The following is a 21,913-nucleotide window of genomic DNA, read 5'->3' on the forward strand; positions in this document are numbered from 1 at the left end:
TTTGATCATCTGCATTCGTTAATCGCATAGCAATAAAATTACTACTTTGACTAAGTACAGTCCGGTTTACTTCCGACGGTCTTTGAGAAATAACTACCAAACCGATCCCATATTTTCTTCCTTCTTTAGCGATCCGTTCAAAGCTTAATAAGCTTGATGCTTCAACTCCAAGTTGTACATTAGCTGGAATATAAAGATGCGCTTCATCACAAAACAACGCAATGGGATGGATTTTGTCCTTATCTACCCATTGTTGAACTGAAAATACAATTCTAGCAATTAGTGAAACTACTAATGGCAAAATATCAGAAGGAACTTCAGAAAAGTTAATAATCTTCACCCCTCCACCTTGTGAAGCTGAGGACATTAATTTTTTACATAGGGAGGTCATATAATCATATTGTAATAACGCTTGATCATTAGAAAACATAAAATTCAAACGTTTGTCTTGTATTTTTGCTTTTAACCTTTGAATAAACCGTGAAAGCTTACCGTAAAATTCCCCTTGTTTTTCTTAATTATTTGCTCCAGGAACCATTCTTGTATCTAAATCTTCTATACTATTAATTAGTTCATCAATTCTATATGGAATAGGGCTATCAATTGTTAAGTTATCTAACATAAACGTCTTATCTTGTTCTTTTAAAGAAGCTTCTTTTTCTTGTAGAACTGTTCTACTAAAAACCATCGCCTGATTAGGGGCATTGCTGTCACTACGATCAAGCATCATGGATAACATTTCGTCATAAGTAAGTAACCAATACGGCAAAAACATGTTCCCATCTTTCACACTATCTGATGGGCCAGCAATCTTATAATGCTGAATTCCCTCCCCCTTAATTGGTGCATATTCTCCGTGGATATCAAATAATATTGCATTCGATGAGTCCAACTTAGCAATTTGTTCAACTAAAGAGGCAACAGTATATGACTTGCCAGAGCCAGTACTTCCAGCAATGACAGCATGTCGTTGAAATAACTTATTCCCGTCCAACCAAGCCCTTGCATTATCATTGAGCGTATAGGTTCCAATACATAGAGGATTATTAGTATCTGCTGAGCTCTGAGATATCACCCCCATAAAACTTGTTAATGTTATATCGTCCATTATAAAACAATCAGCATCAATCTCCGGTACTGATTCCAACGTACGCTTAAATTGATTTGAAGCAAGTCCAATTTTATCAAAAAAAGTACCTATCAAGGTTATTTTAACAATATCATTTGAACATGGAACTTCTTCATTCTCCACTTCCATATTCTCATCAAATTTACGCATAATTTTAACAACCAATCCAATTAAATGTTGTCCACGTTTTGAAGCACGGATCACAACTAAATGATTCACCTGTAGCTTAGAAAGCATATCGCCTCTAGTAACTTTTACAATAACGGAAGCAGTATCTACGCTTTGGACTTTACCTACAGCCTGTGGATCTTGAAATTTGAAAATAGACATCTACAAACCTCCAAATTAGATAAGAATATTATAAAACTCTTCCAACTTCCAAAACTCTCCTTTTTCTGAGTGTTTTACATCTTTCATTAAAAAATCTGTGTATCCTGCTATATCATTTTCTTGAATTATTACATAATTAGTTGCATTCATTGATATCATTTTTAATGCAGAATCCGATAATTTTTTAGTAACTACGACTATTGGTTTTCCCTTGCGAATGGCACTAATTATGTTAGTTTGTATCTGCTCATCATTAAACCCATAACCAATACATAAAAAGCTTTCAGCTTTTGCAATGTAATCATCTGCAATATGTATTACATCTCTACAAGGAGGTTGAGCGATTGAGCGATATTTTTCTGATCCTGGCGGTATAATCTTCGGATGCATTTGTTCTGGTATTATTGCTTGTAAAGGAATTGAGTATATACTTCCGTTGCTGTGTTCAAACCAGTCCAAAGAACCATGAACTTTCAATAGATTAACCTTTCTTTTCCCCTTAGCTAATTCAATATCGATCATCCTCATATATCTACCGGCGCACAGTGTATTTACAGATAAGTTAAATTGATCACATGCGTATTCAATAACGCGATCATAATTTGTGGTAATAACATTCACTTGCTTAGGGTGAGGTACACACATTGCTTTTAGTAACTTACCTATAGACAAAGTGATCTCGTCCTTTAGTACTTTATGAAAAAGCTGTAAATCGTACTTAGCAACTAACTCCCACGTACTTCTCGTGATATCATACATGATTTCTTCCAGCAAGTTTAACCCGGTTAATGCTGACTCCAGATCTTGCCCTTTCTTTAAACGCTCTTGGAATTCAACCCATTCATTGTCAAAACTATATTTAGGTCCTAGTTGTGTAATTAGATGTTCGGAAAGTTGAAACATTCCTGGAATACCATAAGGAATTGTTCCACCAGTACCCATTAAAATTAATGGAACATCTTGAGTGAACTTCTGAACTAATTTAAAAACCGTATTCAGTTCCATTATTAATATTCATCCTTTATAAATTAATAAATGATTTTAGTTCAATCTCCTGCAGAAATTATTCCAAAAAACGCCAGTACCCCATTCTCTTTTTAATATTCGACAAAGTTCTCTACTCCCCTTCCAAAAGAACTAAATTTCCCCATATAAAAAACCCCCAGAACAATTCCAGAGGCCCTTAGTTAATTTCAAATTGCTTCATGCATTATTTTACCTATAACAAACCGTTAACTGCACCCGATTCCCTTCCCGGTTATAAACAATCCGCTCCACCAGCTTCTTCAACGCCCTATGCTTCTCTTCACTTGTCACCGCTACATCCCACAATCCCCTAAACTGCCTAATCCGTTCATTTATCTGCTCCACCGTAGGATAATTACATTCATCCACTACCACCTTCCGCAAATCCTGCAATTCTTCCTCCAGCTTCTGAATTTGCCTTGTCCTAACTACCTTTCGCTCCATAAACACCTGCTTCGTAATAATGTCCTTTTCATATGATTCATGTAATTTATCTAATGCCCGTTTATGCTTTTGTAACTCCTGCTCCTTCACTGCAATCATAGTCTTCGTATCGTTATAACCGCGACCTTGTAGCTCGATCTCCTGCAACATGTTCGGGTCTACATTAATGATCCGCTCATATAAAGCATTGAAAAATTCTTCGTCCAACACCTTCCCCTTCTGCTCACATTTGCTGCCATCCTTATAATGGTGATAACATAACGCGCTCCAGTATTGGCCCTGTTTTTTGCTTTGTCCCACTCTGAACTGCATTCTACAGCCGCATTTCTCACAGTAGAGTAGTCCCGAAAGTGGAAATATATTTCTCCGGCTATTGGGATTCATCAGCCTGTTCTTCACTAAACGTTCTACGATGGCATCATGTTCTTCCTGTGTCTTCAACTTCTCATGTGTTCCCATGACCTTAATTCGTTCATCTTCAGGAACACTCTCTACTTGACCACGTTTTGTTCGCGTTTTTCCATAGGTGATGTAGCCAAGATGAATCTCGCTCAATAGCAGCCTTTGTACGGTCACATTGGACCACCCTTTGTCCCTTCCATCCGGCTTAATATTGTATAGCGTAGGTATCTTGTTATCCGTTAACCATATCGCAATATGCCCAAGATTGATTCCGCTCAGGTGTTTTTCAACTATGGCCCGATAAATAGGGCGCTTGCCTTCATCCACCAGTACCGATTTTGTGTTTTTATCATAATAGTAGGGAAATGTTGGCTTACCGTTCGTCCACATACCTTTTTTGGCTCCTGCTTCTTTTCCCTGCTTCATTCTGCGCTTGATCGTTTTATACTCAATTCTGGCGAAGATAGACATGTACTCAAACGATTTATCTTCATCATCCAAAACATTAAGCTCTATCCAATGAGCAATATACTTCATTAACGAGTACTTCTGAAAAGTCAACAACAAAAAACAAGCCAAGGAAAGGAATACTCGCTGGCTTGTTACATTTCACTTGTCTTTTCATAAACCTATGCTATAGCTTGTAAAAATGTTTACAGGACCACTTCTTTCGAACTGCACTAATGATCCTGTCATATACTATCCCCATTAAACACTTCAACCATCATTAATGCCCCTATTTTATATCCTTGGATAAACGATAAAGATGATTGCAAGGAGTTGGAATCAATCAATAAATCGAACAGCTTTTCGACTTGCTTAAAATCTTCTTCGGAAAAATGCTCTTTGAGTATTTGCATGGATTCAGTGATTTTCTGATTAATCTTCTGAAATTCCGGATCATTTGGCTTAATTAACTCATTTGGGTGCAGCCTTCCATAATAAAAATCCTCCAAAATGATTCATTAGGCCTCCTTTCGCAGACTATCAATCTTTCTATGTATAAATTTTATGCGAAAACCGCATAAATATCAATATGCATTTTTCGCATAAAGTAAACTTGCCTTGGGTGATCACATTGTACAAAAGAATCCGCGACTTACGCGAAGACAAAGACCTGACGCAACAACAAATGGCTGAGCTATTACATATCACACAAGCCACTTATTCCCGCTATGAGAATGGAAATTTGGATGTCCCGAGTGCCGTTTTAATTACTCTGGCCAATTTCCATAAAGTAAGCATCGACTATATTCTGGGTCAGACAGACAACCCCAAGCGTTATCCCGGCAAAAAAGAATAGTACGCAGCAAAAACAAGCTCCTGTGACAATCTACGGGAGCTTGTTTTTCAATTATCCAATAAGTATATCAGCTTGATAGGACAATCCGAAAATATTAATAAAGTAGCCTATCCCACTGCTTCCTCCATCCTCCCCAGCACCCTCAAGCCGAGAAAAATAAACCATGCAGCAAAAGCCAGTTGAGAAACAAATACCATAGCAGTTCCAACCATCCAAGGATAGGCTCCGATAAGATCCAGTATCCCTACCACAAATCCAAAATAAGCTGCAGGCTTGCCGAGCACACTTTTTCTTATCACGAGACACAATATGATGGTTGCCATGCTCAGTATGATCGCTATAGAGTGCATTCCCCATAATATATGCTGATTACCAGCGCCCGAAAGGATCAATGTACTTCCACCAAACTTAATAAGGCCGAATTTGGGTTCCATCATAATCCGCCTATTCTAATAATTTATCAATAGGATCATTACATGCTCAAGAGTTCGGTTTCATATTTTCTAAGCTTCTCCATTACACCGTCAACCCATTCCCGGTCATCCCACAATTTAGGATTATTAAGTTTTCTTACCGCTGGGTGACCTGTTGCCAACGTATCTACACCATCTTTGTTTCCAAAGTACACATCCGCTATTGTTAATGACTTGTTAACAGATTGAATTAACAGCTTGCAGCTCATCCCAGACCCCTGGTTTGAAAAGGGGAACTCTAAATAGTAAAGATTGTTATCCAGCCTCTTGAGCTCTGCTTTCTTAAACTCATTGTCCAGGCCGAATATTATACCATTACCACCCTTCGAATCCTGCAGTTGTTCTAACTCCAACATTTTATTAGTGAACTGACGGAGATTTTTATTAGCGATGTAGTTTTCAAACGATACGGTTACCTGTTCTGCAACAGCTCCGGTATAAAGATTTATGAATGCTTTTCCGAAGGCCTCCATAAAAGTATAATCATCTTCACTAATCTGATCTGCGTGGATTGAAAACTCTTGATTAGCCAGATCACTTAATATCTCTGCTGCTGATTTCTCTGGCGATTCAACGGAAGCTTCTATTTTGGATATAGATTCTTTTGTTGGATGATTTTCCTTCTGTGAACAACCCGCAAGGATCACAAATACCAATACAGCAATACCTAACGTAAATTTTTCCATAGCACCACCTTTTAATAAATCATACAGTTACCTCAGTCCACGAATTTCAAGACCCCTTACATTCCGGGAGGACCGCGGCGGTTTGTCCGCCATCAAAACATTCCTTAGGTCAGTGGGTTCTCTCCAAATCTTTCCCATAATAATGGGTACATTTCTTCCAGGTCTTCTTCTTCCCAATCATTTTCAATCTCTGTTACTTCAAAATTGTAGCCTCGAGCTTCCAGCTCATTATAAAATTCAGTGTTTATATCATCGTTGTACTCGAACATACCGGTTTTTTGATAAATGTACGCGTCTGAAGCAACTGACAGCATCTCTTCCAGTTGGGGTGCAAAAACATCCTCTTGCAAATTTTCTTCAGATAAATATTCTGCTAGAAATTCAGGATTCTTTATTACCTGATTGAAAACTTCTTCTCCGCAGGAGATTAACCAACCCCTAAAGCAATCAAATCCATCATCTGAACATCCTCCCATTACTACAAACGCTGCCCCCCATAATGAAGAAGTATAGGATTGTTCCATCTTATTCCTAAATTCTATTTCAAATTGAAGGATCTCTTCTTTACTGGACTTTGTTAATTCTTTAGTTAACCATTCAACTTATTCTTCACCATACTTTTTTGAGTTGTTTATCATTCCCCAGAAAAAAACAGTCGTCATTGCAGAGAACCTCCGTTATTATATTTTTTATTGGGATTACTTAATTTCATATTCATTTAATTTGGATTCAATATATTCCCAAGCACTATTTAGATCTTTAAACACCCATCCAATTTCTTCAATTGTTTTATTGCTTTCTAAGCCGACAATTAGAGTTCTAATAGCCTCTTCTGATCTGCTCCCTACAATTAATGCTACTGGAAACGGTGTATCTGTATATATTTCTTCTCCAACAAAAAAGACGCTTTCAATTCGATCCCCCCACTCATATGATAGGCTGCTTAAGTCAATTATGAGTCCTCCAGGTTCCCAAGCTTCTAAAACGGCTTTACCAATTGCGCTCATATAAGTTGCATCAGAGTTCCCAGCTGATCCATATCCATAATCGCCGATAAATTTTAAAATCATGATTTCGAGATAATTTACTACTCTTGATGTGCCAGTATGTACTTCATATTGGATATTGCTCAGATCCTCTAGTTTCAACTGCTTTGTAAATATGTTCATATACTCCTCCAAATTGACTAAATGTGCATTTCGTCTAACTTTATATTCACGAAACTCAAGACAAATCATGTTTGTAACAGTCCTATCTAGGCATGTTTTAATTATACTATCAAATGGAAGAATATTACGATTTCAAAATACACTTAGTAATCGTTAATCTCAGCAAATTAAATAAGGGGTAAGCTTCGCTTACCCCAAAACATATAAATTCTTATCTTTTTAAATAAGGGGTAAGCTTCGCTTACCCCAAAACATATAAATTCTTATCTTTTAAAAAAGGCAACTTCAAATGAAGTTACCTTTAATAAACAATCGTTATGATGTCATTTCATCGTTTTTTTTGTTTATTGATCACAAATTTACTGGCTGTTTATCTCCCCTGCCTCCTCATGATGAATAAGACATGCTGCTAGCAACCCAATGCACAGAATACATGCCAATAGAAGAAACGTAATTAAATAACTTGCATTATTCATCAATTGAAGCGAGATAATCGGACCGAAGCTTGTGCCTGTAAACAATATAAAAGTATATACGGATACAGCTATCCCACGCATCTTGCCGCCCACTTGCCCAACAAGCGAAACAAGTGAAGGAACGGCTAGTGCGATCCCCCCTACAAAAAGGATGCTCATCACAATAAGAAGTGGCAGATTAGAAATCATCCCCATAGACGCCAAACCAATGATCGCTAGCAACAATCCACCGCGAAGCGTTATACCTACGCCGACATGCTTAGATATTCTTCCCGCGAATGGAGAAACGAGCATGCCTAATATGCCGATAATACGGACAGAAAGAATTTCTTGCTTGCTTAGCTCATATGGAGCTGTACTTAGATAGTTACCCAGCACTGTATACATGCTTACAAAAGACATAAGCAGAACGAATGCCACTAGATAACATAACACCAATTGTTTTTGAACAAACACTTTGCCAATTTGCTTAATAGGCTCCCAGATATTAGCGTGTGCCTGCTGGATACCTCCTTTGGGAAGGAAGAAGAACACTAATATGGCGGTCACCGCATACACAACGGCAAGAATATAAAAAACAGCGTTCCATCCATAATGCTCACTGAGTATACTACTAACCACTTGACCAACAATACCTGCAATCAGAAATCCTGTACTGATAAAACCAATGGTAGTTACCCGTTTTTCCGCTGGATACATCTCAACCGCATAGGCAAGTGCTACTGGAGAGAAGGTTGCTGCTGCTGCTCCCTGTAGTCCTCTTAATCCTAAAATCCATGCAAAGCTGTGAACGGTTCCCAGAATTAATGATATCAATGTCAGGAAAAGAAGCCCTGCAAATATAACAGTCTTCCGTCCGTATTTATCGGACAGCGCACCATAGATTAAGCAACCAATGGCAAAGCCTATCGAAAAAGTACTTCCCGCAGCGGCAGCATTCGTCGTGGAAATTTCAAAAAGCTGTGCAAACAACGTAATTAGCGGAATCGTTACGTATAGACTGGACATGACAACAAGGCCGGTCCAGCAAAGGATGATGGTCATAAGCTTATAATTTCTAGTTGCACCCGTAGCATTGATTGGATTGTTCATATTACACCTCAATTATAAAATTTGTTCGAAGTTAGATTTCGTTGGGAATTGCATCTCGTATAGTTCCTTGTATCGCCCATTTCGGCGGAGTAGGTTTTCATGATTTCCCAGCTCCACAATCTCTCCATGCTCCAATACAACAATTTGATCGGCATTTTGAATCGTGGAAAGACGATGGGCGATAACCAGACAAGTTCGACCTGGAAGAAGCACAGATAACGCATGCTGAATACGTTGTTCAGATTCCGTATCCAGAGCAGCCGTAGCTTCGTCCAAAATAAGAATGCGAGGATTGGTCAAGAAAGCTCTGGCGATTGACAATCTTTGCTTTTGGCCTCCGGAAAGCTTGACCCCTCTTTCACCGATGGGCGTATCATAGCCCATTGGAAAGGCTGAAATAAATTCATGGGCGTTTGCGGCATGGGCAGCCGCTTTAATCTCATCGTCTGTGGCCTGAGGTCTACCGTACGCAATATTTTCACGTATCGTGCCATTGAGGAGGATTACGTCCTGAGATACGATCCCCATCTGCTGACGAAGCGACTTCACCGTCACTTCCGTTAACGGATAACTGTCAATATAAATGTCCCCTCGCTGAACGTCGTACAAACGTGCAATCAAATAAGCAATCGTTGACTTTCCTGATCCTGACGAACCAACCAAAGCCGTAGTTTGGTTACATGGAAGCCGCAATTGAAAGTTTTGTAGGACGGGATGTCCTTCTTCATATGCAAACTCAACATCATCAAACACAATTTGTCCTTTTACTGGCGGCAGAACAATCGCTCCTTCCTTATCGTAAACCTCTGGAACGGTTGCTAAGACTTCTTGAATGCGCTCGAATGCTGCTGCCGATTGCTGCACTTTGGTAATCATTCTGCTAAAGGAGCGGATGGGCGCTTGCAACAAACGTAAATAAGCTAAGTAAGCTACGATATCACCAACGGACATGTTCCCATGCATAACCTGCCACGCTCCGAACAGGAGCACCGACGTCATACCTACATAATTCAGCCAATCGATAATTGGCGAGAAGGTTTCCGACAACCTTGAAGCAAAAACTGTGGCTATCCGATGCTGTTCGCTCAATGCCTCGAACTGCTTAGCTTCCGCATCTTCACTTGCAAAAGACTTGATCATTCGTATGCCTGACAACGTATCTTGAAGTGAGTTGTTTAACTGAGCTGATATGTGACGTACCGCTCTATAGGAACTCTTAATACGTAGGCTGAAATATCGTGATGTTACAAATAAGAAAGGCAAGGTAATAAGTGTAATTAATGCTAGTTGCCAGTCCGTATATAATAAGTACCCCACGATCGCAGCGAAGGTTATGACATCCGCTATGATGGACAGGCTATCGGCTGAAACCAGTTCCTGTAGTTGATTTACATCACTCGTTAACCTTGCCATAAGATCCCCGGTCCGATTGCGATCAAAAAATTTCAGATCCAAACTTAATGTGTGTTTATGCAATTTGTTTCGCAACTGGAGAATTGCCTTCTGACTAACAATTGTCATTACATAACTGCTACTGAAGTTAAATATCCCCAGCAGCAATGCAGCTAGCAGGATAAAACCTCCCGTTTCTAGTAGCGCGCAATACCTTTTTTCAGGGATGATCTGGTCTATGATCTCTTTAGTTAACTGAGGGATCATAAATTCAAGAATGGAAATGGCTATCACTGTAACGGCACCAAGCATAAGCAAGACCCATTGCGTCCTTGTGTGCAAGAACATCTCCTTAAACATGATGCGCAGCGATATAAAATGCTGTTCACGACTCTGCTGCTGGTCCCCGGAATGCCGAGTTTGTTTCATTTTGAATCACATACCTTCATGTTGTAATATCCATCACGGTTATCAAATCAGATTATATCCATCTCTGATCTCATGTAATTAGATTATCTAACTATATGACCAAAAAAATTATCTACCCGATCCAAGTCGTTTTTCTAAGCTTGCATTTAGTTTAACCAACACTTTTTGGAACACCGCTTGCTCCTCTTTATCTAATTCATCAACAAGGGATGCGCAAGTAGACCAGAATGTAGGCAATATTTGATTCACAAGCGTACTGCCTTCAGCGCTAATACGAACGTGAGTCATGCGGCCATCCTTGGCATACGGTTCACGAACAATCAAATTTTTTTTCTCCAGCCATATTAACAAGGCCGTTACAGACGATCGACGAATCCCCAATCGGTCTGCTATGGATGAAGGTGTAACCAACTCCTGATCTGCGTGAAGGGATAATAGGAGTAATAGATCCAGCTTGCTCTCCGTGATGTCAAAAGCAGCTAAATCAATATCCACCATGTCTAAAATGTTATCTCCCAGCCAGAGCATAATTAGTCCCAGATGCGCTGAATTTAGATTGGTATCGGATGAGGCTGTACGCTCCATCAACTTCAAATAAGGCGATGTTCCAAGTCTCGGTAATTGTTGCTCAGTCGTATATTCCTTGGCAGGCTTTCTTTTCAATTTGTATACCTCCTTACCCCTATAGTTAGATTATCTAATTACATTGAATATAACTGATTCCTTTTATTTTTGCAAATCAGATTCAGAAACAAAGGTAAGCCTAGAGGCAGAGTTACCTAACATCATGTATTCGAGAAATGTACAGAATTCCGAAAAACTAATTCTTGAATAATCTGGTTCTGATTCTTCAAAGGTCGAAACATATGTCCGGATACTCCTACTTCCCCGAAATCCCTCTGCCGGATCAAGGGCGTATGCCCAACGTGTGAATATAATGTTAAAGGACCGCAAAAACGCCCCCTATAAATGTTATTTACAAAAAACCTACCGGTAGTACCGATACCAGCCCCAATACTTAGCAAATAGTTTTTTTGATTTTTCAATTCTTTTCTTCGAAGTAGTAGCTCATTTATATGTTGTAAATTATTATTTTGACAATATACAACAGCTTCATTCTGAATGTAATCGCGGTGCATAAATTGATTATTGTAAAAGCTTTGAATTCTAAACTTTCTCACTATATAACCATAATTAGACGAACTTTTCATAGATAAAAAGTCGAATATTTCATCAAACTTAGCATTAATTTTCTCTTTGAATCCCATGTATTGAAGCACTCATTCCTTAATTATTTGCTTTCCTGACTTTCATATATAATATTCACGAAGTTCGCCAATTCCACTGGCGAAAGCATCTTAAAATTGATTCACACGAACATCCCATCAATGGCATGTGCTATAGCCGATGGATAAGAATACGGGCTTATTCTCTGCTACTGCCTTTGCAAAGGCTTCTTCACCCCACGGATAGCAGTCCACTGGATTATGGGCGTGCTGTAGTAAGTATGGTGATTTTTCTTGTAGTAATCGGTTAGAATTTTTTCCTCCTCTGTTCTCCAATATATACCTCCTTTGACTCAAACCCATATAAGTTTATATTATCCAATGGGAATGAAAAAGACACTAACAGAAGTGTTAGTGTCTTTTGAGGTGAAACAATATTAAGATAAATGGATACGAAATGCTTATCTCATATACGTTCGTGAATATAATGCTGAAGGTCAGGGCATAGAGGTCAATTCCCCCCTCTTTTCCAACGACAGCTTGAGTCGATCTTATCACCATGCTCTGTATATTCATTTAAAAGGCAAAACAAAGCCTATAGTGGTTTTCTACACTACAGGCTAAAAATGCTTGATATTATTGGGTATTTTTACTTCATCAGGACAACTCCTCCACTAGTTGGCTCTCTTGGACTGAAATTATTTTCCTACATACTCATCCATAAAGCGGTCTACTCTTTGGAAATATTCAGTCGGGTAGTGGTTGAGAGCATCGATATGCTCCGTATTTTGCGGGTACCATACTTCTGCACTTGGGTTATCTTTTAACGACTCGTAGATAATTTCTGTATTTTTATAACTAATTTGCTGATCTCCAGTACCATGAATGAGCATAACTGGCTTGTCTTGCATCTTTTTCACCGCATCCATAGGAGATATGGAATCAAGATCAACCTTAAAGGCCCAATTTGCCATCCAAGTCGATGTATAACTGAAGGGAAACGCAGGTAAACCTGAAAAGAAGGGCAAACCCTCTCTCAGAAATAGACCGGCATTACGAAAAGGACTGTCTGCAATTACGGCTTTGATGTCATCACTTTCACTTGCGGCTAGCAAAGAAGTAGCAGCACCCATTGAAAAGCCGATCACTCCAATGTTATCACCCGTATGGTCTCTGGATTTTAAATAGCTCACCGCTCCCAGCAAATCGTATTTTTCATTGAGGCCCAGGGTAATCAAATCACCATCGGATTTACCTTGCGAGCTGAGGTCGAATGCCAATACATTGTAGCCTTTCGGCACGAAATGCTCTACTAACTTTTGGGTCCGCCCTTTGACTAAACGATTGCTCGTATATCCATGGACGACAATTATGGTCTGATCACTTTTCCCACCAGAAAGTCCCTGTGCAGGAAAGAAGGTCCCTCTAATCGTGTTCTCATTTTCCAAACTCTTGAACTCAACTTCTTCGTAGGGAGTTTTAGCGATATTCAATCCGTAGCTGACATTAGTGTCTCTAGGATGATGCAGCAAGGTGTCTACTACTTTATAAGATATAAAAAATACAAGAACCGTCACAAGCAAAAGCACGATCCCTAGGGTCCATAAAATTTTCTTTCGTTTTTTCACACGGGCGTTAAAGGTCAGATCGGGTTGTAATGATGTTTGACTCATTCAGACTCCTCCAGTTTTTCTTTCGATTGTATGGGTGCGAACAAATAAAAGGCATGCCCCTTCAGATTTTCCCACTCGGGATGATGAAGAATACTTTCTCCAAGTGTTAAGGCTACTCCATTTAAGAAAGAGATATAGGCACGAGAGATCATTGCCGGAGAAAAGCTTTTGTTGAATTCTCCCATTGACTGTCCCTTGGCATAGACGGATTCGATCTTATCCGTCATTACCTTTATACTTTCAAGAACCTTTTGTGTAAGTTCAGGGAATCTTTCTCGTTGTCCTAAGACAGATTGAGCAAGACGTAATCCATTGGTATAGAAGTAGATATGGTCGAATTGTTCTTTTACCATGTTCTTGATCAATACCCCCGGTGTCCCCTCTTGTTGTAGACAAGCAAGTGATTTCACCTGAATATCAGCAAGCGGCTCAAGGACAGCAGCGTAGAATAAAGCTTCTTTGCTGGGAAAATACTGAAAAATGGTTCCGGGAGTCACGCCCACACTCTGCGCAATGATAGCCGTTGTGGTATTTGAATATCCACTTTCTGCAAACAGGACTACAGCTTCTTTCAGGATACGTTTACGCCGCTCCTGTCTTTTTTCTTCATTGACGGGTCTGGCCAAATATATTCCACCTCTCTTAAACCAAACTTCAATTAATTAATTAATCGTTTATTTAATTAATAATATATCTTTAATTGCAACTAATAGCAAGAGTGAATTTATCTTACGAACGAGGAGAATGAACCTCAACAAATAAAAACAAGCCAGAGTGCAGCCCAAGATGCGCTTCCGGCTTGTTTTTATCAGGTTACTTTGGATACAGTACGGCATGGATTTTCAACATTTTCGAATCACGCTTCTCGCACATTCTTAGCAAAACCTAGCGGACGCTGGATTGCCTCCCAATGGATATACCAAATATTTGGATTTGTGAATAACCAATGGTAGTTAAGGATGTCTTGCCTTTGTACATGGACGGAATCTCAGTCATTAAATTGCTATACGTTTCTTAATCAGCATCTATTAATCCGGCAACTCTTAGAGAAATCATCGGCCCTAGTCCAATATTTTTTAGTTTTATCACTATATCATCTTGAAAAACATGACCTTCTAATTCACGCTCTAGTGGCATTTCTCAATCTTGCGCAAAAGAAGTCGTTAAATTGCTCGTTTTCTTCCTCATTTATTACAAATTGAGAAAAGTACGGTACTTCTTTAAGCTCTAACCCGATATTATCCACGGATTTATTGTTTGCGCTAATTAAAACCATCGAGTAAGTTCGTTCATTACCAGTAATTCGATATCGATAAAGTTCGCTGTTCCTTTCCGTAAATCGCTCCCATGGCTGCTCCCAAACCTCAATCAACCCCACTGCCTTTTTGCATAGACTCTTTCTCCCCATTAAATACCCCAATCATCATTAATGCCCCCATTCTATAGCCTTGAATAAACGATAATGCTGATTGGAGAGAGTTTGAATCACTTTGTAAATCGAACAGCTTTTCGACTTGCTCAAAATCTTCTTCGGAAAAATACTCTTTGAGTATTTGCATGGATTCAGTGATTTTCTGATTAATCTTCTGAAATTCCGGATCATTTGGCTTAACCAACTCATTCGGGCGCAGCCTTCCATAATAAAAATCCTCCAAAATGATTCATTAGGCCTCCTTTCGCAGACTATCAATCTTTCTATGTATAAATTTTATGCGAAAACCGCATAAATATCAATATGCAATTTTCGCATAAAGTAAACTTGGCTTGGGTGATCACATTGTACAAAAGAATCCGCGACTTACGCGAAGACAAAGACCTGACGCAACAACAAATGGCTGAGCTTTTACATATCACACAAGCCACTTATTCCCGCTATGAGAATGGAAATTTGGATGTCCCGAGTGCCGTTTTGATTACTCTGGCCAATTTCCATAAAGTAAGCATCGACTATATTCTGGGTCAGACAGACAACCCCAAGCGTTATCCCGGCAAAAAAGAATAGTGCGCAGCAAAAACAAGCTCCTGTGACGAATCACGGGAGCTTGTTTATCAGTTAAGCAATAAGTATGCCTGCTTGATAGGTCAAACCGAAAATATTAATAAAGAAGCCTATCTCACTGCTCCCTCCGTCCTACCCAACATCCCCATGCCGAGAATGACAAACCATGCAACAAAAGCAAGTTGAGAGACAATTACCATAGCAGTTCCAATCAACCAGGGATAGGCCCCAATCAAAATAAGCTGCAGGCTTGCCGAGTACACTTTTTCTTATCACAAGACACAATATGATGGTTGCCATGCTCAGTATGATCGCTACAGAGTGCGTGCCTCCATAGTATATGCTGAGAGCCAGCTTGTAGATATCAGGTGAAAGTTCAATATCAAAAACGGGATAGACCAACAGCCCCAGGATAATGACCAAGACTATATTGACTGGTATGATGACAGCCAAAAGACCGCATCCTAGCGATGTTTTGATTTTATCAACCTTCACTAATATCCGGTACAATGCGACGATTGAGGGTATCGCGATATTGAACCGCCATCCCTTCAGCCGTCTCATCAGATCTGCATTCAACAGCGGGGGCTGGGCATAGGCAGAACAAATAGATGATATTGGGCAAAAAAGAGAATCCCCGAAAGGATCAATGTAATTCCACCAAACTTAATAACGCCGAATTTGGGTTTCATGGGTTTCATCTCAATTCCGTCGAAGAGTCCCTTAAGTAAGTGGGTTATCTTCAAATTTTCCCCATAACAATGGGTACATTTCTTCTAGGTCTTCTTCCTCCCAATCATTTTCAATATTTATTACTTCAAAATTGTAACCTCGAGCTTCCAGCTCATTATAAAATTCAGTGTTTATATCATCGTTGCACTCGAACATACCGGTTTTTTGATAAATGTACGCGTCTGAAGCAACTGACAGCATCTCTTCCAGTTGGGGTGCAAAAACATCCTCTTGCAAATTTTCTTCAGATAAATATTCGGCTAGAAATTCAGGATTTTTTATTACCTGATTGAAAACTTCTTCTCCGCGGGAGATTAACCAACCCCTAAAGCAATCAAATCCATCATCCGAACAGCCTCCCATTACTACAAAAGCTGCCCCCCATAGTGAAGATGTATAGGATTGTTCCATCTTATTCCTAAATTCTATTTCGAATTGAAGGATCTCTTCTTTACTAGACTTTGTTAATTCTTTAGTTAACCATTCAACTTGTTCTTCACCATACTTTTTTGAGTTGTTTATCATTTCCCAGAATAAATCAGTCGTCATTGCAAAGACCCTCCGTTATTATGTTTTCTATTGGGATTACTAAATTTTATATTCAATTAATTTGGATTCAATATATTCCCAAGCACTATCTAGATCTTTAAACACCCATCCAATTTCTTCAATTGTTTTATTGCTTTCTAAGCCAACAATTAGAGTTCTAATAGCCTCTTCTGATCTGCTCCCTACAATTAATGCTACTGGAAACGGTGTATCTGTATATTTTTCTTTTCCAACAAAAAAGACGCTTTCAATTCGATCCCCCCACTCATATGATAGATCGCTTAAGTCAATTATTAGACCCCCAGGTTCCCAAGCTTCTAAAACGGCTTTACCAATTGCACTCATATAAGTTGCATCCGAGTTCCCATCTGATCCATATCCATAATCCCCGATAAATTTTAAAATCATGATTTCGAGATAATTTACTACTCTTGATGTGCCAGTATGTACTTCATATTGGATATTGCTCAGATCCTCAAGTTTCAATTGCTTTGTAAATATGTTCATATGCTCCTCCAAATTGAGACTCGTGAATATTAAGACAAGCTTGTTGCAGCAGATAGGGTGATTTCCCCTCGACTAATCTATTGGATACTTTTTGAATTGTCATGGGGCATTACCTCTTTTAGTTGCGATTTAGGAAAAGAGGTTTCATTTTACAACCATATTGTAAACCATAGAATTCAATGTCTCTTTACTTATCGGATCTATGTTAATTATATGTTTCTCAATATCCAATAAACTAAATACTTTCTCTTCAATGTCAGCCCTTTTATAAAAGTATTCCATTAAATCTTCCCTGTTTTCGACTTCATTCTTCTCCCCATAGCTAGAATTCTTTACATATTCAATCATCCAATCAATCCAGTCAGGATATAAATCATAATTATCTGACAACCGTTCAAATGCAACTTTATCTATAATTCTTTTAGTATTATCTGTGCGCAAATGAAACAACATGGGATTTAGTGGTTTTAAAATATTTGTCATTTTCGCTATACATTCTGAAATATAAGTTTCTGATAAGTTACTGAAACGCAATAATTCATTTATAATATGCTGAAATAAAACACTTTCAAAAATATAAACAATATCATCCTGCAATGCTTTCTCAACAAAATCATTAAACTTCATAAACATTATTCTTACAAAAGTATCACTATTCAATCTTCCTTCATATGCCTGATAAGACTTTAGTTTGTCTAATAATTCATTACTATCATCACTAATGTCCGGGTAATAAATTTGATAGTATTCATCATCAATTCTCTCAACTAAACTTTCAATCAAGCTGGATTGTTCAGGATACTGAATAGTTAGATTCTTATATTCTTCTTCATTTAATAAAGCTAAAAATCTAAGGTCACAGGGATTTCTTTGAGCATAGTCCATGTCCACTTCAAGAAAGACTCTCGAATTGAAACCTTGCTCCCTCAATTTTTCATTTAGCTTCCATGCAGTTGTTGATTTCCCACAACCATGTAATCCTTCAACGTTAATGAACTTTGTTTTCATTTCATACCTCTTTCGTTAAAAAATAGTCCCCAACTTCATACCAGTTGTTAACTCGCACATAACCTGATTCATTGACATTGTGTGGAGCAGTAAATATCACCTAACCATTCAAATTTAGCTTGAAATGAAGATGGATGTTCCATAGCTGCTGTTGTGATATAAATCTCGTAATATTTACTCAATTCTCTGATTACTTTCTGACTTCCCTCCATAACCTTGTGCCTTGCAAGTCCTCAATAGTTAAAGATTCATTGTAACTGGTGTTGTATAAGTGTAAGTGTTTTGCATGAAAATCTGCAATTACCTCGTCCATATCTATTGCTATTCGCTTCAATGTATTCACCCTCAATTAGAGATTATTAAGTAGTTTCCATGCTAGATCGTGTTTAAACGCCTGCTTGATGCATGTTTTTATTATACTATTAAATGGTAGAATATAACTTATTTTTCGAAGTTTGCACTTCTGTCGGTGACCCTCTTCGATCTGTCAACTATGCGCAGGTAATGACAGGACAATATGAAAGAAAAACAATATCATAATATGCAGAGGGGGTGAGTATAAGCCACCCGCTTATAAAATATCTAAAAAACAGTCTGAAAGAAGGCGCTCAACATGTCAAACCAGTTCGTTAGCTTTTCAAAATTCGTCTCAGAGGGCAGCCATTACGAGATTGGCACTAAGCTGGCTCATACACTTCGAAACAACCCGGAGCTTATGAGTATCAATATACAAGGTAATTGTATGGATAGTTTTCTATTAAGAAAGAAACAAACCCTTTTAGATGAATTTTGTCCCGGAGTAAACGAGGAAATCATTGGACTTTCAGACAGCTTAAAGATCCCACTGGGGAAATTGGCTGTATTTGCGGATGATGTAATAGAAGCTGGAGCATGCAGTCAATTCGCAGCTTTGCCAAGTATTACATCTGATGGGCACACTTTAATTGGCAGAAGTTATGAATTTTCAACTGAAGATGAGATGTGTTTGTGTGTAACAAGGGCAGACGGAAAACCTGCGCATATAGGTTTTTCACTGCTATTGTTTGGGAGATTTGACGGAATAAATGAGCATGGCTTAACAGTAAGCATGTCATCTTGTGAATTTGGACAACGCCCTTTTGGTGAAGGACTTTGGTTCCCGTTTGTGCTGAGGTCTTTATTGGATAATTGCTCCTCTGTTGAGGATGCCATATATCTTTTGAAGAATATGCCTATACGAAGCAATGTAAACCTACTGATTGCTGATACTTACGGAAATACCGCAATAGCTGAAACTGCCTGTTTCGGAGACGATAGAAAAATATCTTTTAGAAACAGTGAAGATTTCCTTGTCGCAACAAATCATTATGAGAGCAACGAAATGTTGCCTTATGATAATAATCGCAGAAGGCATTCTGTTATTCGATACAACACTATAAAAGATTATTTTTCAAAAAAGAAAGGATCTATTTCTGTAGAATCAATAAAGACAATACTGGAGGAGAAAGTGCCCAATGGCGTATGTTGCCCATTTTATGAAGATTGTTTAGGAACCTTGCATTCAATGGTTTTTGACACGACGGAGATTAGCGTACAGGTGTGTTTTGGGGCAGCATCTCCGCAAAAATGGGAAAGGATTTCCTTTCATAGTCCAGTTGAAAATTCTAAAATACAAGTCCCCATAAATAACGAGTTCCCCCAAAACCCCAAAACCTTTTGGGAGCACTTAAATCCTGGAAGTATGGACAAAAGCATTACGGTATGAATTGAGACACCCCGTTGATGTAATCAGATTTACATAAATACCACTCATTCAAATGATCATTGTGTCGGCTAAAAAAGAGATGGTTATTTATTCCTGTAAATTACTCCCAATGCCGGCAATAAGAACTGAATATGAACTATCAAAAAAATGCTACGACATGACATGCAAGGAAGCTTGCGCATGATGCCGTAGCATGGATAATACGAGGACCGTGTTTAGATAATGCGAATGAGCGCATGTTGTTACATCAAATAATTACAAACAAACTTTCATTTTAAAAATCATCTACTTGTCTTTTTTCACTTCTTCCATATACGCCCTAAAGTTTTCAACGATTTCTTTTGATTTGGTATGGTGTAAATAATGTGTTCCTTCGAAGGTCATCACTTTTCCATGTACAGAATCTTTTACTTGCTCTTCATGTAGTGTTGACCATCCTTCAATTGCTGCACTATCCGGCTGTAAAAAGAATATAACTGGAAGATTTTTTGGGAATGTTAAATTTTCAGCTGCTTTAAAATTAGGAAACCTACTTTCTATTTCATTCACAATGGTAGGATTTCTGAAGTTTTTGAAAGAAATAATTCTCATTTGTTCTTTTGTTTCATCATCAACTGGTATTGTAGCATATGGGTCAGCACTTAGTTTCATTATCAATCTGGCTAAACCTGATTTTTTGAGTAGTGAAATTGTTGTAGATGATATTGGAGATTCAATAACCTTATCACCGTATTGCTTTGGAGCACTGCTATCGATCCCGACAAATGCACTCACTTCGTGTTCATATTTGTTCACATAATCTAGTCCGTAAATGCCTGAAATGGAGTGACCCATTAGAATATATCGGTCAATTTTAAGACGCTGTAAAGCTTCATGAATTTCACTTACAATATTTCCTATGCTTCGTTCTTTTTCGGTTCCATCACTTAATCCATAACCAAAAGGCTCAATCACTACGACTTTGTAAAATGGTGATAACTCTTCTACTAGCGGCTTAAAATCCAGTGCTGGTGTTCCTGTTCCCAAACCTGGTAGTAGCACGACTGTTTCTTCACCTTGTCCTTGAATCAAGACATTCATATTTTTCCCATCTACTGTTACAAACTGACCATAGGATTTTATTTTTCCTTCCTCTGATTTACTGCTGATCTTATCAACGACAAAAACAATGGCTAGAAAAACGACGATTCCTATAACTAATACTGCTAATACCTTAAGTAAAATGCTAAGTAATTTTTTCATCTTACTAGCTGGTTTTTTGCCTGTTGTTGTATCCAAATCCATTTTCTTCACCTCACGTATTTTCACTCGCATCTTCTCCAGTCGATATTTCTGTATTGGGCTGCCTTATCGAAACATTAAGCTAGCATACACGATAGAGATGTACTCCCCATGACGACAATATGAACTGAATATGAACAAGTAGTACAGGTACGTGTGAATCAACAACTAGCTACGACAGAAAGTCACAGTTCAGTCGATTATTAAAGCTTAAATAATAGTGCACAGAATTGTTGATCACAGAATTTGAAAAAATCTGTCTTTGAAATACCTTGACATAATCGTAGCCGCATATCACTTTCATGCAACCTGATGCCCTTCTGGCCGTATGAACTACAGTAAACTTGGCACATAAGATACTCTAAAGGAGTGAAGCAAATGAAGAAATATGGCTTAAGTCTGCTGCTACTCATCTTGCTGGTTGTACCGGGTTGCGGGATTGCAGAAAAGGTAGGAGACAGCGTCAATTTCACCGCCGATACAGCTTCTTATATGCAAACTTTGACGGAGTTCGGACAAGAGATGGGGACCTGGGCCACGGATGCTGCCACAGACCCGCAGGCCAGGGATGAATTAAAGGATAGGCTGGTTGCCCTCAAGGAACAGATCGTCGAATATGCCAGGCTTCAGGTTCCGGAATATGCGGCAGGCCTGCATCAATCTATTGTCGGATACAATGAAACACTGCAGCAAGGACTGGATCAGGCCATAACCAACCTGGAAGAAGGAAAAGCCGCCTTCGAATCGACAGGTATTCCCGAGACTATAAATCAAGTCAACGAGCTATTGAACCAGATCACCCAGCTCATCCCGCAATAACAGCCTAAATAAGCGCTCAAAGTA

Annotated in this window: 22 protein-coding genes and 3 pseudogenes; 4 read left to right on the plus strand and 21 right to left on the minus strand. The window is 38.7% G+C overall.

All coding sequences use genetic code 11. From position 1 onward, the window contains the following. The 4 genes and pseudogenes from ACQ76X_RS31240 to ACQ76X_RS31255 all read right to left on the minus strand — a co-directional run. A pseudogene (locus tag ACQ76X_RS31240) lies at nt 1-1,459 on the minus strand (ATP-binding protein); the annotation flags it as partial. Between the two features lie 15 nt (nt 1,460-1,474). Next, nucleotides 1,475-2,464: an SIR2 family protein gene (locus ACQ76X_RS31245; RefSeq protein WP_438497645.1), complete on the minus strand. Its 990-nt coding sequence runs from the start codon at nt 2,462-2,464 to the stop codon at nt 1,475-1,477. Nucleotides 2,465-2,674: 210 nt separating this feature from the next. Beyond that, on the minus strand, nt 2,675-3,868 hold the full coding sequence (locus ACQ76X_RS31250; protein WP_438497646.1) for a recombinase family protein: 1,194 nt from the start codon (nt 3,866-3,868) through the stop codon (nt 2,675-2,677). Nucleotides 3,869-4,023: 155 nt separating this feature from the next. Next, nucleotides 4,024-4,287 (minus strand): DUF6809 family protein, encoded by a 264-nt coding sequence (locus ACQ76X_RS31255; protein WP_438497647.1) that lies wholly within the window; start codon nt 4,285-4,287, stop codon nt 4,024-4,026. 122 nt (nt 4,288-4,409) lie between these two features. Here ACQ76X_RS31255 and ACQ76X_RS31260 point away from each other — a divergent pair, with 122 nt between their 5' ends. Beyond that, complete coding sequence (locus ACQ76X_RS31260) at nt 4,410-4,634, plus strand: helix-turn-helix domain-containing protein (RefSeq protein ID WP_074100956.1); 225 nt, start codon at nt 4,410-4,412, stop codon at nt 4,632-4,634. A gap of 107 nt (nt 4,635-4,741) precedes the next feature. Here ACQ76X_RS31260 and ACQ76X_RS31265 read toward each other — a convergent pair whose 3' ends face one another. The 12 genes and pseudogenes from ACQ76X_RS31265 to ACQ76X_RS31320 form a co-directional block, all read right to left on the minus strand. After that, nucleotides 4,742-5,071: a hypothetical protein gene (locus ACQ76X_RS31265; RefSeq protein WP_438497649.1), complete on the minus strand. Its 330-nt coding sequence runs from the start codon at nt 5,069-5,071 to the stop codon at nt 4,742-4,744. 35 nt (nt 5,072-5,106) lie between these two features. After that, the gene (locus tag ACQ76X_RS31270; protein ID WP_438497650.1) at nt 5,107-5,793 is read right to left on the minus strand and encodes a hypothetical protein; all 687 of its coding nucleotides are present in this window, start codon (nt 5,791-5,793) and stop codon (nt 5,107-5,109) included. 104 nt (nt 5,794-5,897) lie between these two features. Beyond that, nucleotides 5,898-6,380 (minus strand): annotated as a pseudogene (locus tag ACQ76X_RS31275) (DUF4240 domain-containing protein); the annotation flags it as partial. A gap of 111 nt (nt 6,381-6,491) precedes the next feature. Then, nucleotides 6,492-6,962: a hypothetical protein gene (locus ACQ76X_RS31280; RefSeq protein ID WP_438497651.1), complete on the minus strand. Its 471-nt coding sequence runs from the start codon at nt 6,960-6,962 to the stop codon at nt 6,492-6,494. Nucleotides 6,963-7,321: 359 nt separating this feature from the next. After that, a complete protein-coding gene (locus ACQ76X_RS31285) occupies nt 7,322-8,530 on the minus strand; it encodes an MFS transporter (RefSeq protein WP_438497652.1) in 1,209 nt (402 codons plus the stop codon). 12 nt (nt 8,531-8,542) lie between these two features. Then, nucleotides 8,543-10,351, minus strand: coding sequence for an ABC transporter ATP-binding protein (locus tag ACQ76X_RS31290; RefSeq protein ID WP_438497653.1), 1,809 nt, complete (start codon nt 10,349-10,351; stop codon nt 8,543-8,545). A 108-nt stretch (nt 10,352-10,459) separates the two neighbouring features. Further along, nucleotides 10,460-11,014, minus strand: a complete 555-nt coding sequence (locus ACQ76X_RS31295; protein WP_341379004.1) for a MarR family winged helix-turn-helix transcriptional regulator — start codon at nt 11,012-11,014, stop codon at nt 10,460-10,462. A 725-nt stretch (nt 11,015-11,739) separates the two neighbouring features. Next, nucleotides 11,740-11,940, minus strand: a pseudogene (locus tag ACQ76X_RS31300) (DUF255 domain-containing protein); the annotation flags it as partial. A gap of 335 nt (nt 11,941-12,275) precedes the next feature. Continuing rightward, nucleotides 12,276-13,250 carry an alpha/beta hydrolase gene (locus tag ACQ76X_RS31305; RefSeq protein ID WP_438497655.1) on the minus strand — a complete coding sequence of 325 codons (975 nt, stop codon included), beginning with the start codon at nt 13,248-13,250 and terminating at the stop codon, nt 12,276-12,278. Further along, nucleotides 13,247-13,876 carry a TetR/AcrR family transcriptional regulator gene (locus tag ACQ76X_RS31310; protein WP_438497656.1) on the minus strand — a complete coding sequence of 210 codons (630 nt, stop codon included), beginning with the start codon at nt 13,874-13,876 and terminating at the stop codon, nt 13,247-13,249. The genes ACQ76X_RS31305 and ACQ76X_RS31310 overlap by 4 nt, the downstream gene beginning before the upstream one ends. A gap of 230 nt (nt 13,877-14,106) precedes the next feature. Further along, nucleotides 14,107-14,211 (minus strand): DUF1259 domain-containing protein, encoded by a 105-nt coding sequence (locus ACQ76X_RS31315; protein WP_438497693.1) that lies wholly within the window; start codon nt 14,209-14,211, stop codon nt 14,107-14,109. Nucleotides 14,212-14,614: 403 nt separating this feature from the next. Beyond that, the gene (locus tag ACQ76X_RS31320) at nt 14,615-14,905 is read right to left on the minus strand and encodes a DUF6809 family protein (RefSeq protein WP_438497658.1); all 291 of its coding nucleotides are present in this window, start codon (nt 14,903-14,905) and stop codon (nt 14,615-14,617) included. Nucleotides 14,906-15,027: 122 nt separating this feature from the next. On the opposite strand from ACQ76X_RS31320, the gene ACQ76X_RS31325 reads away from it, so the two are divergent. Continuing rightward, on the plus strand, nt 15,028-15,252 hold the full coding sequence (locus ACQ76X_RS31325; RefSeq protein ID WP_074100956.1) for a helix-turn-helix domain-containing protein: 225 nt from the start codon (nt 15,028-15,030) through the stop codon (nt 15,250-15,252). A 720-nt stretch (nt 15,253-15,972) separates the two neighbouring features. Here the strand turns inward: ACQ76X_RS31325 and ACQ76X_RS31330 are convergent. The 4 genes from ACQ76X_RS31330 to ACQ76X_RS31345 all read right to left on the minus strand — a co-directional run bounded on the left by ACQ76X_RS31330 (nt 15,973) and on the right by ACQ76X_RS31345 (nt 18,358). Further along, the gene (locus tag ACQ76X_RS31330; RefSeq protein ID WP_438497660.1) at nt 15,973-16,530 is read right to left on the minus strand and encodes a DUF4240 domain-containing protein; all 558 of its coding nucleotides are present in this window, start codon (nt 16,528-16,530) and stop codon (nt 15,973-15,975) included. Between the two features lie 39 nt (nt 16,531-16,569). After that, the gene (locus tag ACQ76X_RS31335) at nt 16,570-17,037 is read right to left on the minus strand and encodes a hypothetical protein (protein WP_438497661.1); all 468 of its coding nucleotides are present in this window, start codon (nt 17,035-17,037) and stop codon (nt 16,570-16,572) included. Between the two features lie 144 nt (nt 17,038-17,181). Continuing rightward, nucleotides 17,182-18,045 (minus strand): hypothetical protein, encoded by an 864-nt coding sequence (locus ACQ76X_RS31340; protein ID WP_438497662.1) that lies wholly within the window; start codon nt 18,043-18,045, stop codon nt 17,182-17,184. A 190-nt stretch (nt 18,046-18,235) separates the two neighbouring features. Beyond that, nucleotides 18,236-18,358, minus strand: coding sequence for a hypothetical protein (locus ACQ76X_RS31345; protein ID WP_438497694.1), 123 nt, complete (start codon nt 18,356-18,358; stop codon nt 18,236-18,238). A 300-nt stretch (nt 18,359-18,658) separates the two neighbouring features. Here ACQ76X_RS31345 and ACQ76X_RS31350 point away from each other — a divergent pair, with 300 nt between their 5' ends. After that, on the plus strand, nt 18,659-19,789 hold the full coding sequence (locus ACQ76X_RS31350) for a C45 family autoproteolytic acyltransferase/hydolase (protein ID WP_438497663.1): 1,131 nt from the start codon (nt 18,659-18,661) through the stop codon (nt 19,787-19,789). Between the two features lie 285 nt (nt 19,790-20,074). Here the strand turns inward: ACQ76X_RS31350 and ACQ76X_RS31355 are convergent, their stop codons facing one another. After that, on the minus strand, nt 20,075-21,073 hold the full coding sequence (locus tag ACQ76X_RS31355) for an alpha/beta fold hydrolase (RefSeq protein WP_438497695.1): 999 nt from the start codon (nt 21,071-21,073) through the stop codon (nt 20,075-20,077). 375 nt (nt 21,074-21,448) lie between these two features. Between ACQ76X_RS31355 and ACQ76X_RS31360 the strand changes: the two genes are divergently transcribed. Continuing rightward, on the plus strand, nt 21,449-21,889 hold the full coding sequence (locus tag ACQ76X_RS31360; RefSeq protein WP_438497664.1) for a DUF6376 family protein: 441 nt from the start codon (nt 21,449-21,451) through the stop codon (nt 21,887-21,889). Nucleotides 21,890-21,913 lie beyond the last annotated feature (24 nt).

Source organism: Paenibacillus sp. IHBB 3054, assembly GCF_051594305.1.
Taxonomy (GTDB): Bacteria; Bacillota; Bacilli; order Paenibacillales; family Paenibacillaceae; genus Paenibacillus_AQ.

Coding starts and splice junctions, on each gene's coding strand:
- ACQ76X_RS31245 (WP_438497645.1), bottom strand. CDS start 2,464: ATGGAACTGAATACGGTTTTTAAATTAGTTCAGAAGTTCACTCAAGAT.
- ACQ76X_RS31250 (WP_438497646.1), bottom strand. CDS start 3,868: ATGAAGTATATTGCTCATTGGATAGAGCTTAATGTTTTGGATGATGAA.
- ACQ76X_RS31265 (WP_438497649.1), bottom strand. CDS start 5,071: ATGATGGAACCCAAATTCGGCCTTATTAAGTTTGGTGGAAGTACATTG.
- ACQ76X_RS31270 (WP_438497650.1), bottom strand. CDS start 5,793: ATGGAAAAATTTACGTTAGGTATTGCTGTATTGGTATTTGTGATCCTT.
- ACQ76X_RS31280 (WP_438497651.1), bottom strand. CDS start 6,962: ATGAACATATTTACAAAGCAGTTGAAACTAGAGGATCTGAGCAATATC.
- ACQ76X_RS31285 (WP_438497652.1), bottom strand. CDS start 8,530: ATGAACAATCCAATCAATGCTACGGGTGCAACTAGAAATTATAAGCTT.
- ACQ76X_RS31290 (WP_438497653.1), bottom strand. CDS start 10,351: ATGAAACAAACTCGGCATTCCGGGGACCAGCAGCAGAGTCGTGAACAG.
- ACQ76X_RS31305 (WP_438497655.1), bottom strand. CDS start 13,250: ATGAGTCAAACATCATTACAACCCGATCTGACCTTTAACGCCCGTGTG.
- ACQ76X_RS31330 (WP_438497660.1), bottom strand. CDS start 16,530: ATGACGACTGATTTATTCTGGGAAATGATAAACAACTCAAAAAAGTAT.
- ACQ76X_RS31335 (WP_438497661.1), bottom strand. CDS start 17,037: ATGAACATATTTACAAAGCAATTGAAACTTGAGGATCTGAGCAATATC.
- ACQ76X_RS31340 (WP_438497662.1), bottom strand. CDS start 18,045: ATGAAAACAAAGTTCATTAACGTTGAAGGATTACATGGTTGTGGGAAA.
- ACQ76X_RS31345 (WP_438497694.1), bottom strand. CDS start 18,358: ATGGACGAGGTAATTGCAGATTTTCATGCAAAACACTTACACTTATAC.
- ACQ76X_RS31350 (WP_438497663.1), top strand. CDS start 18,659: ATGTCAAACCAGTTCGTTAGCTTTTCAAAATTCGTCTCAGAGGGCAGC.
- ACQ76X_RS31355 (WP_438497695.1), bottom strand. CDS start 21,073: ATGGATTTGGATACAACAACAGGCAAAAAACCAGCTAGTAAGATGAAA.
- ACQ76X_RS31360 (WP_438497664.1), top strand. CDS start 21,449: ATGAAGAAATATGGCTTAAGTCTGCTGCTACTCATCTTGCTGGTTGTA.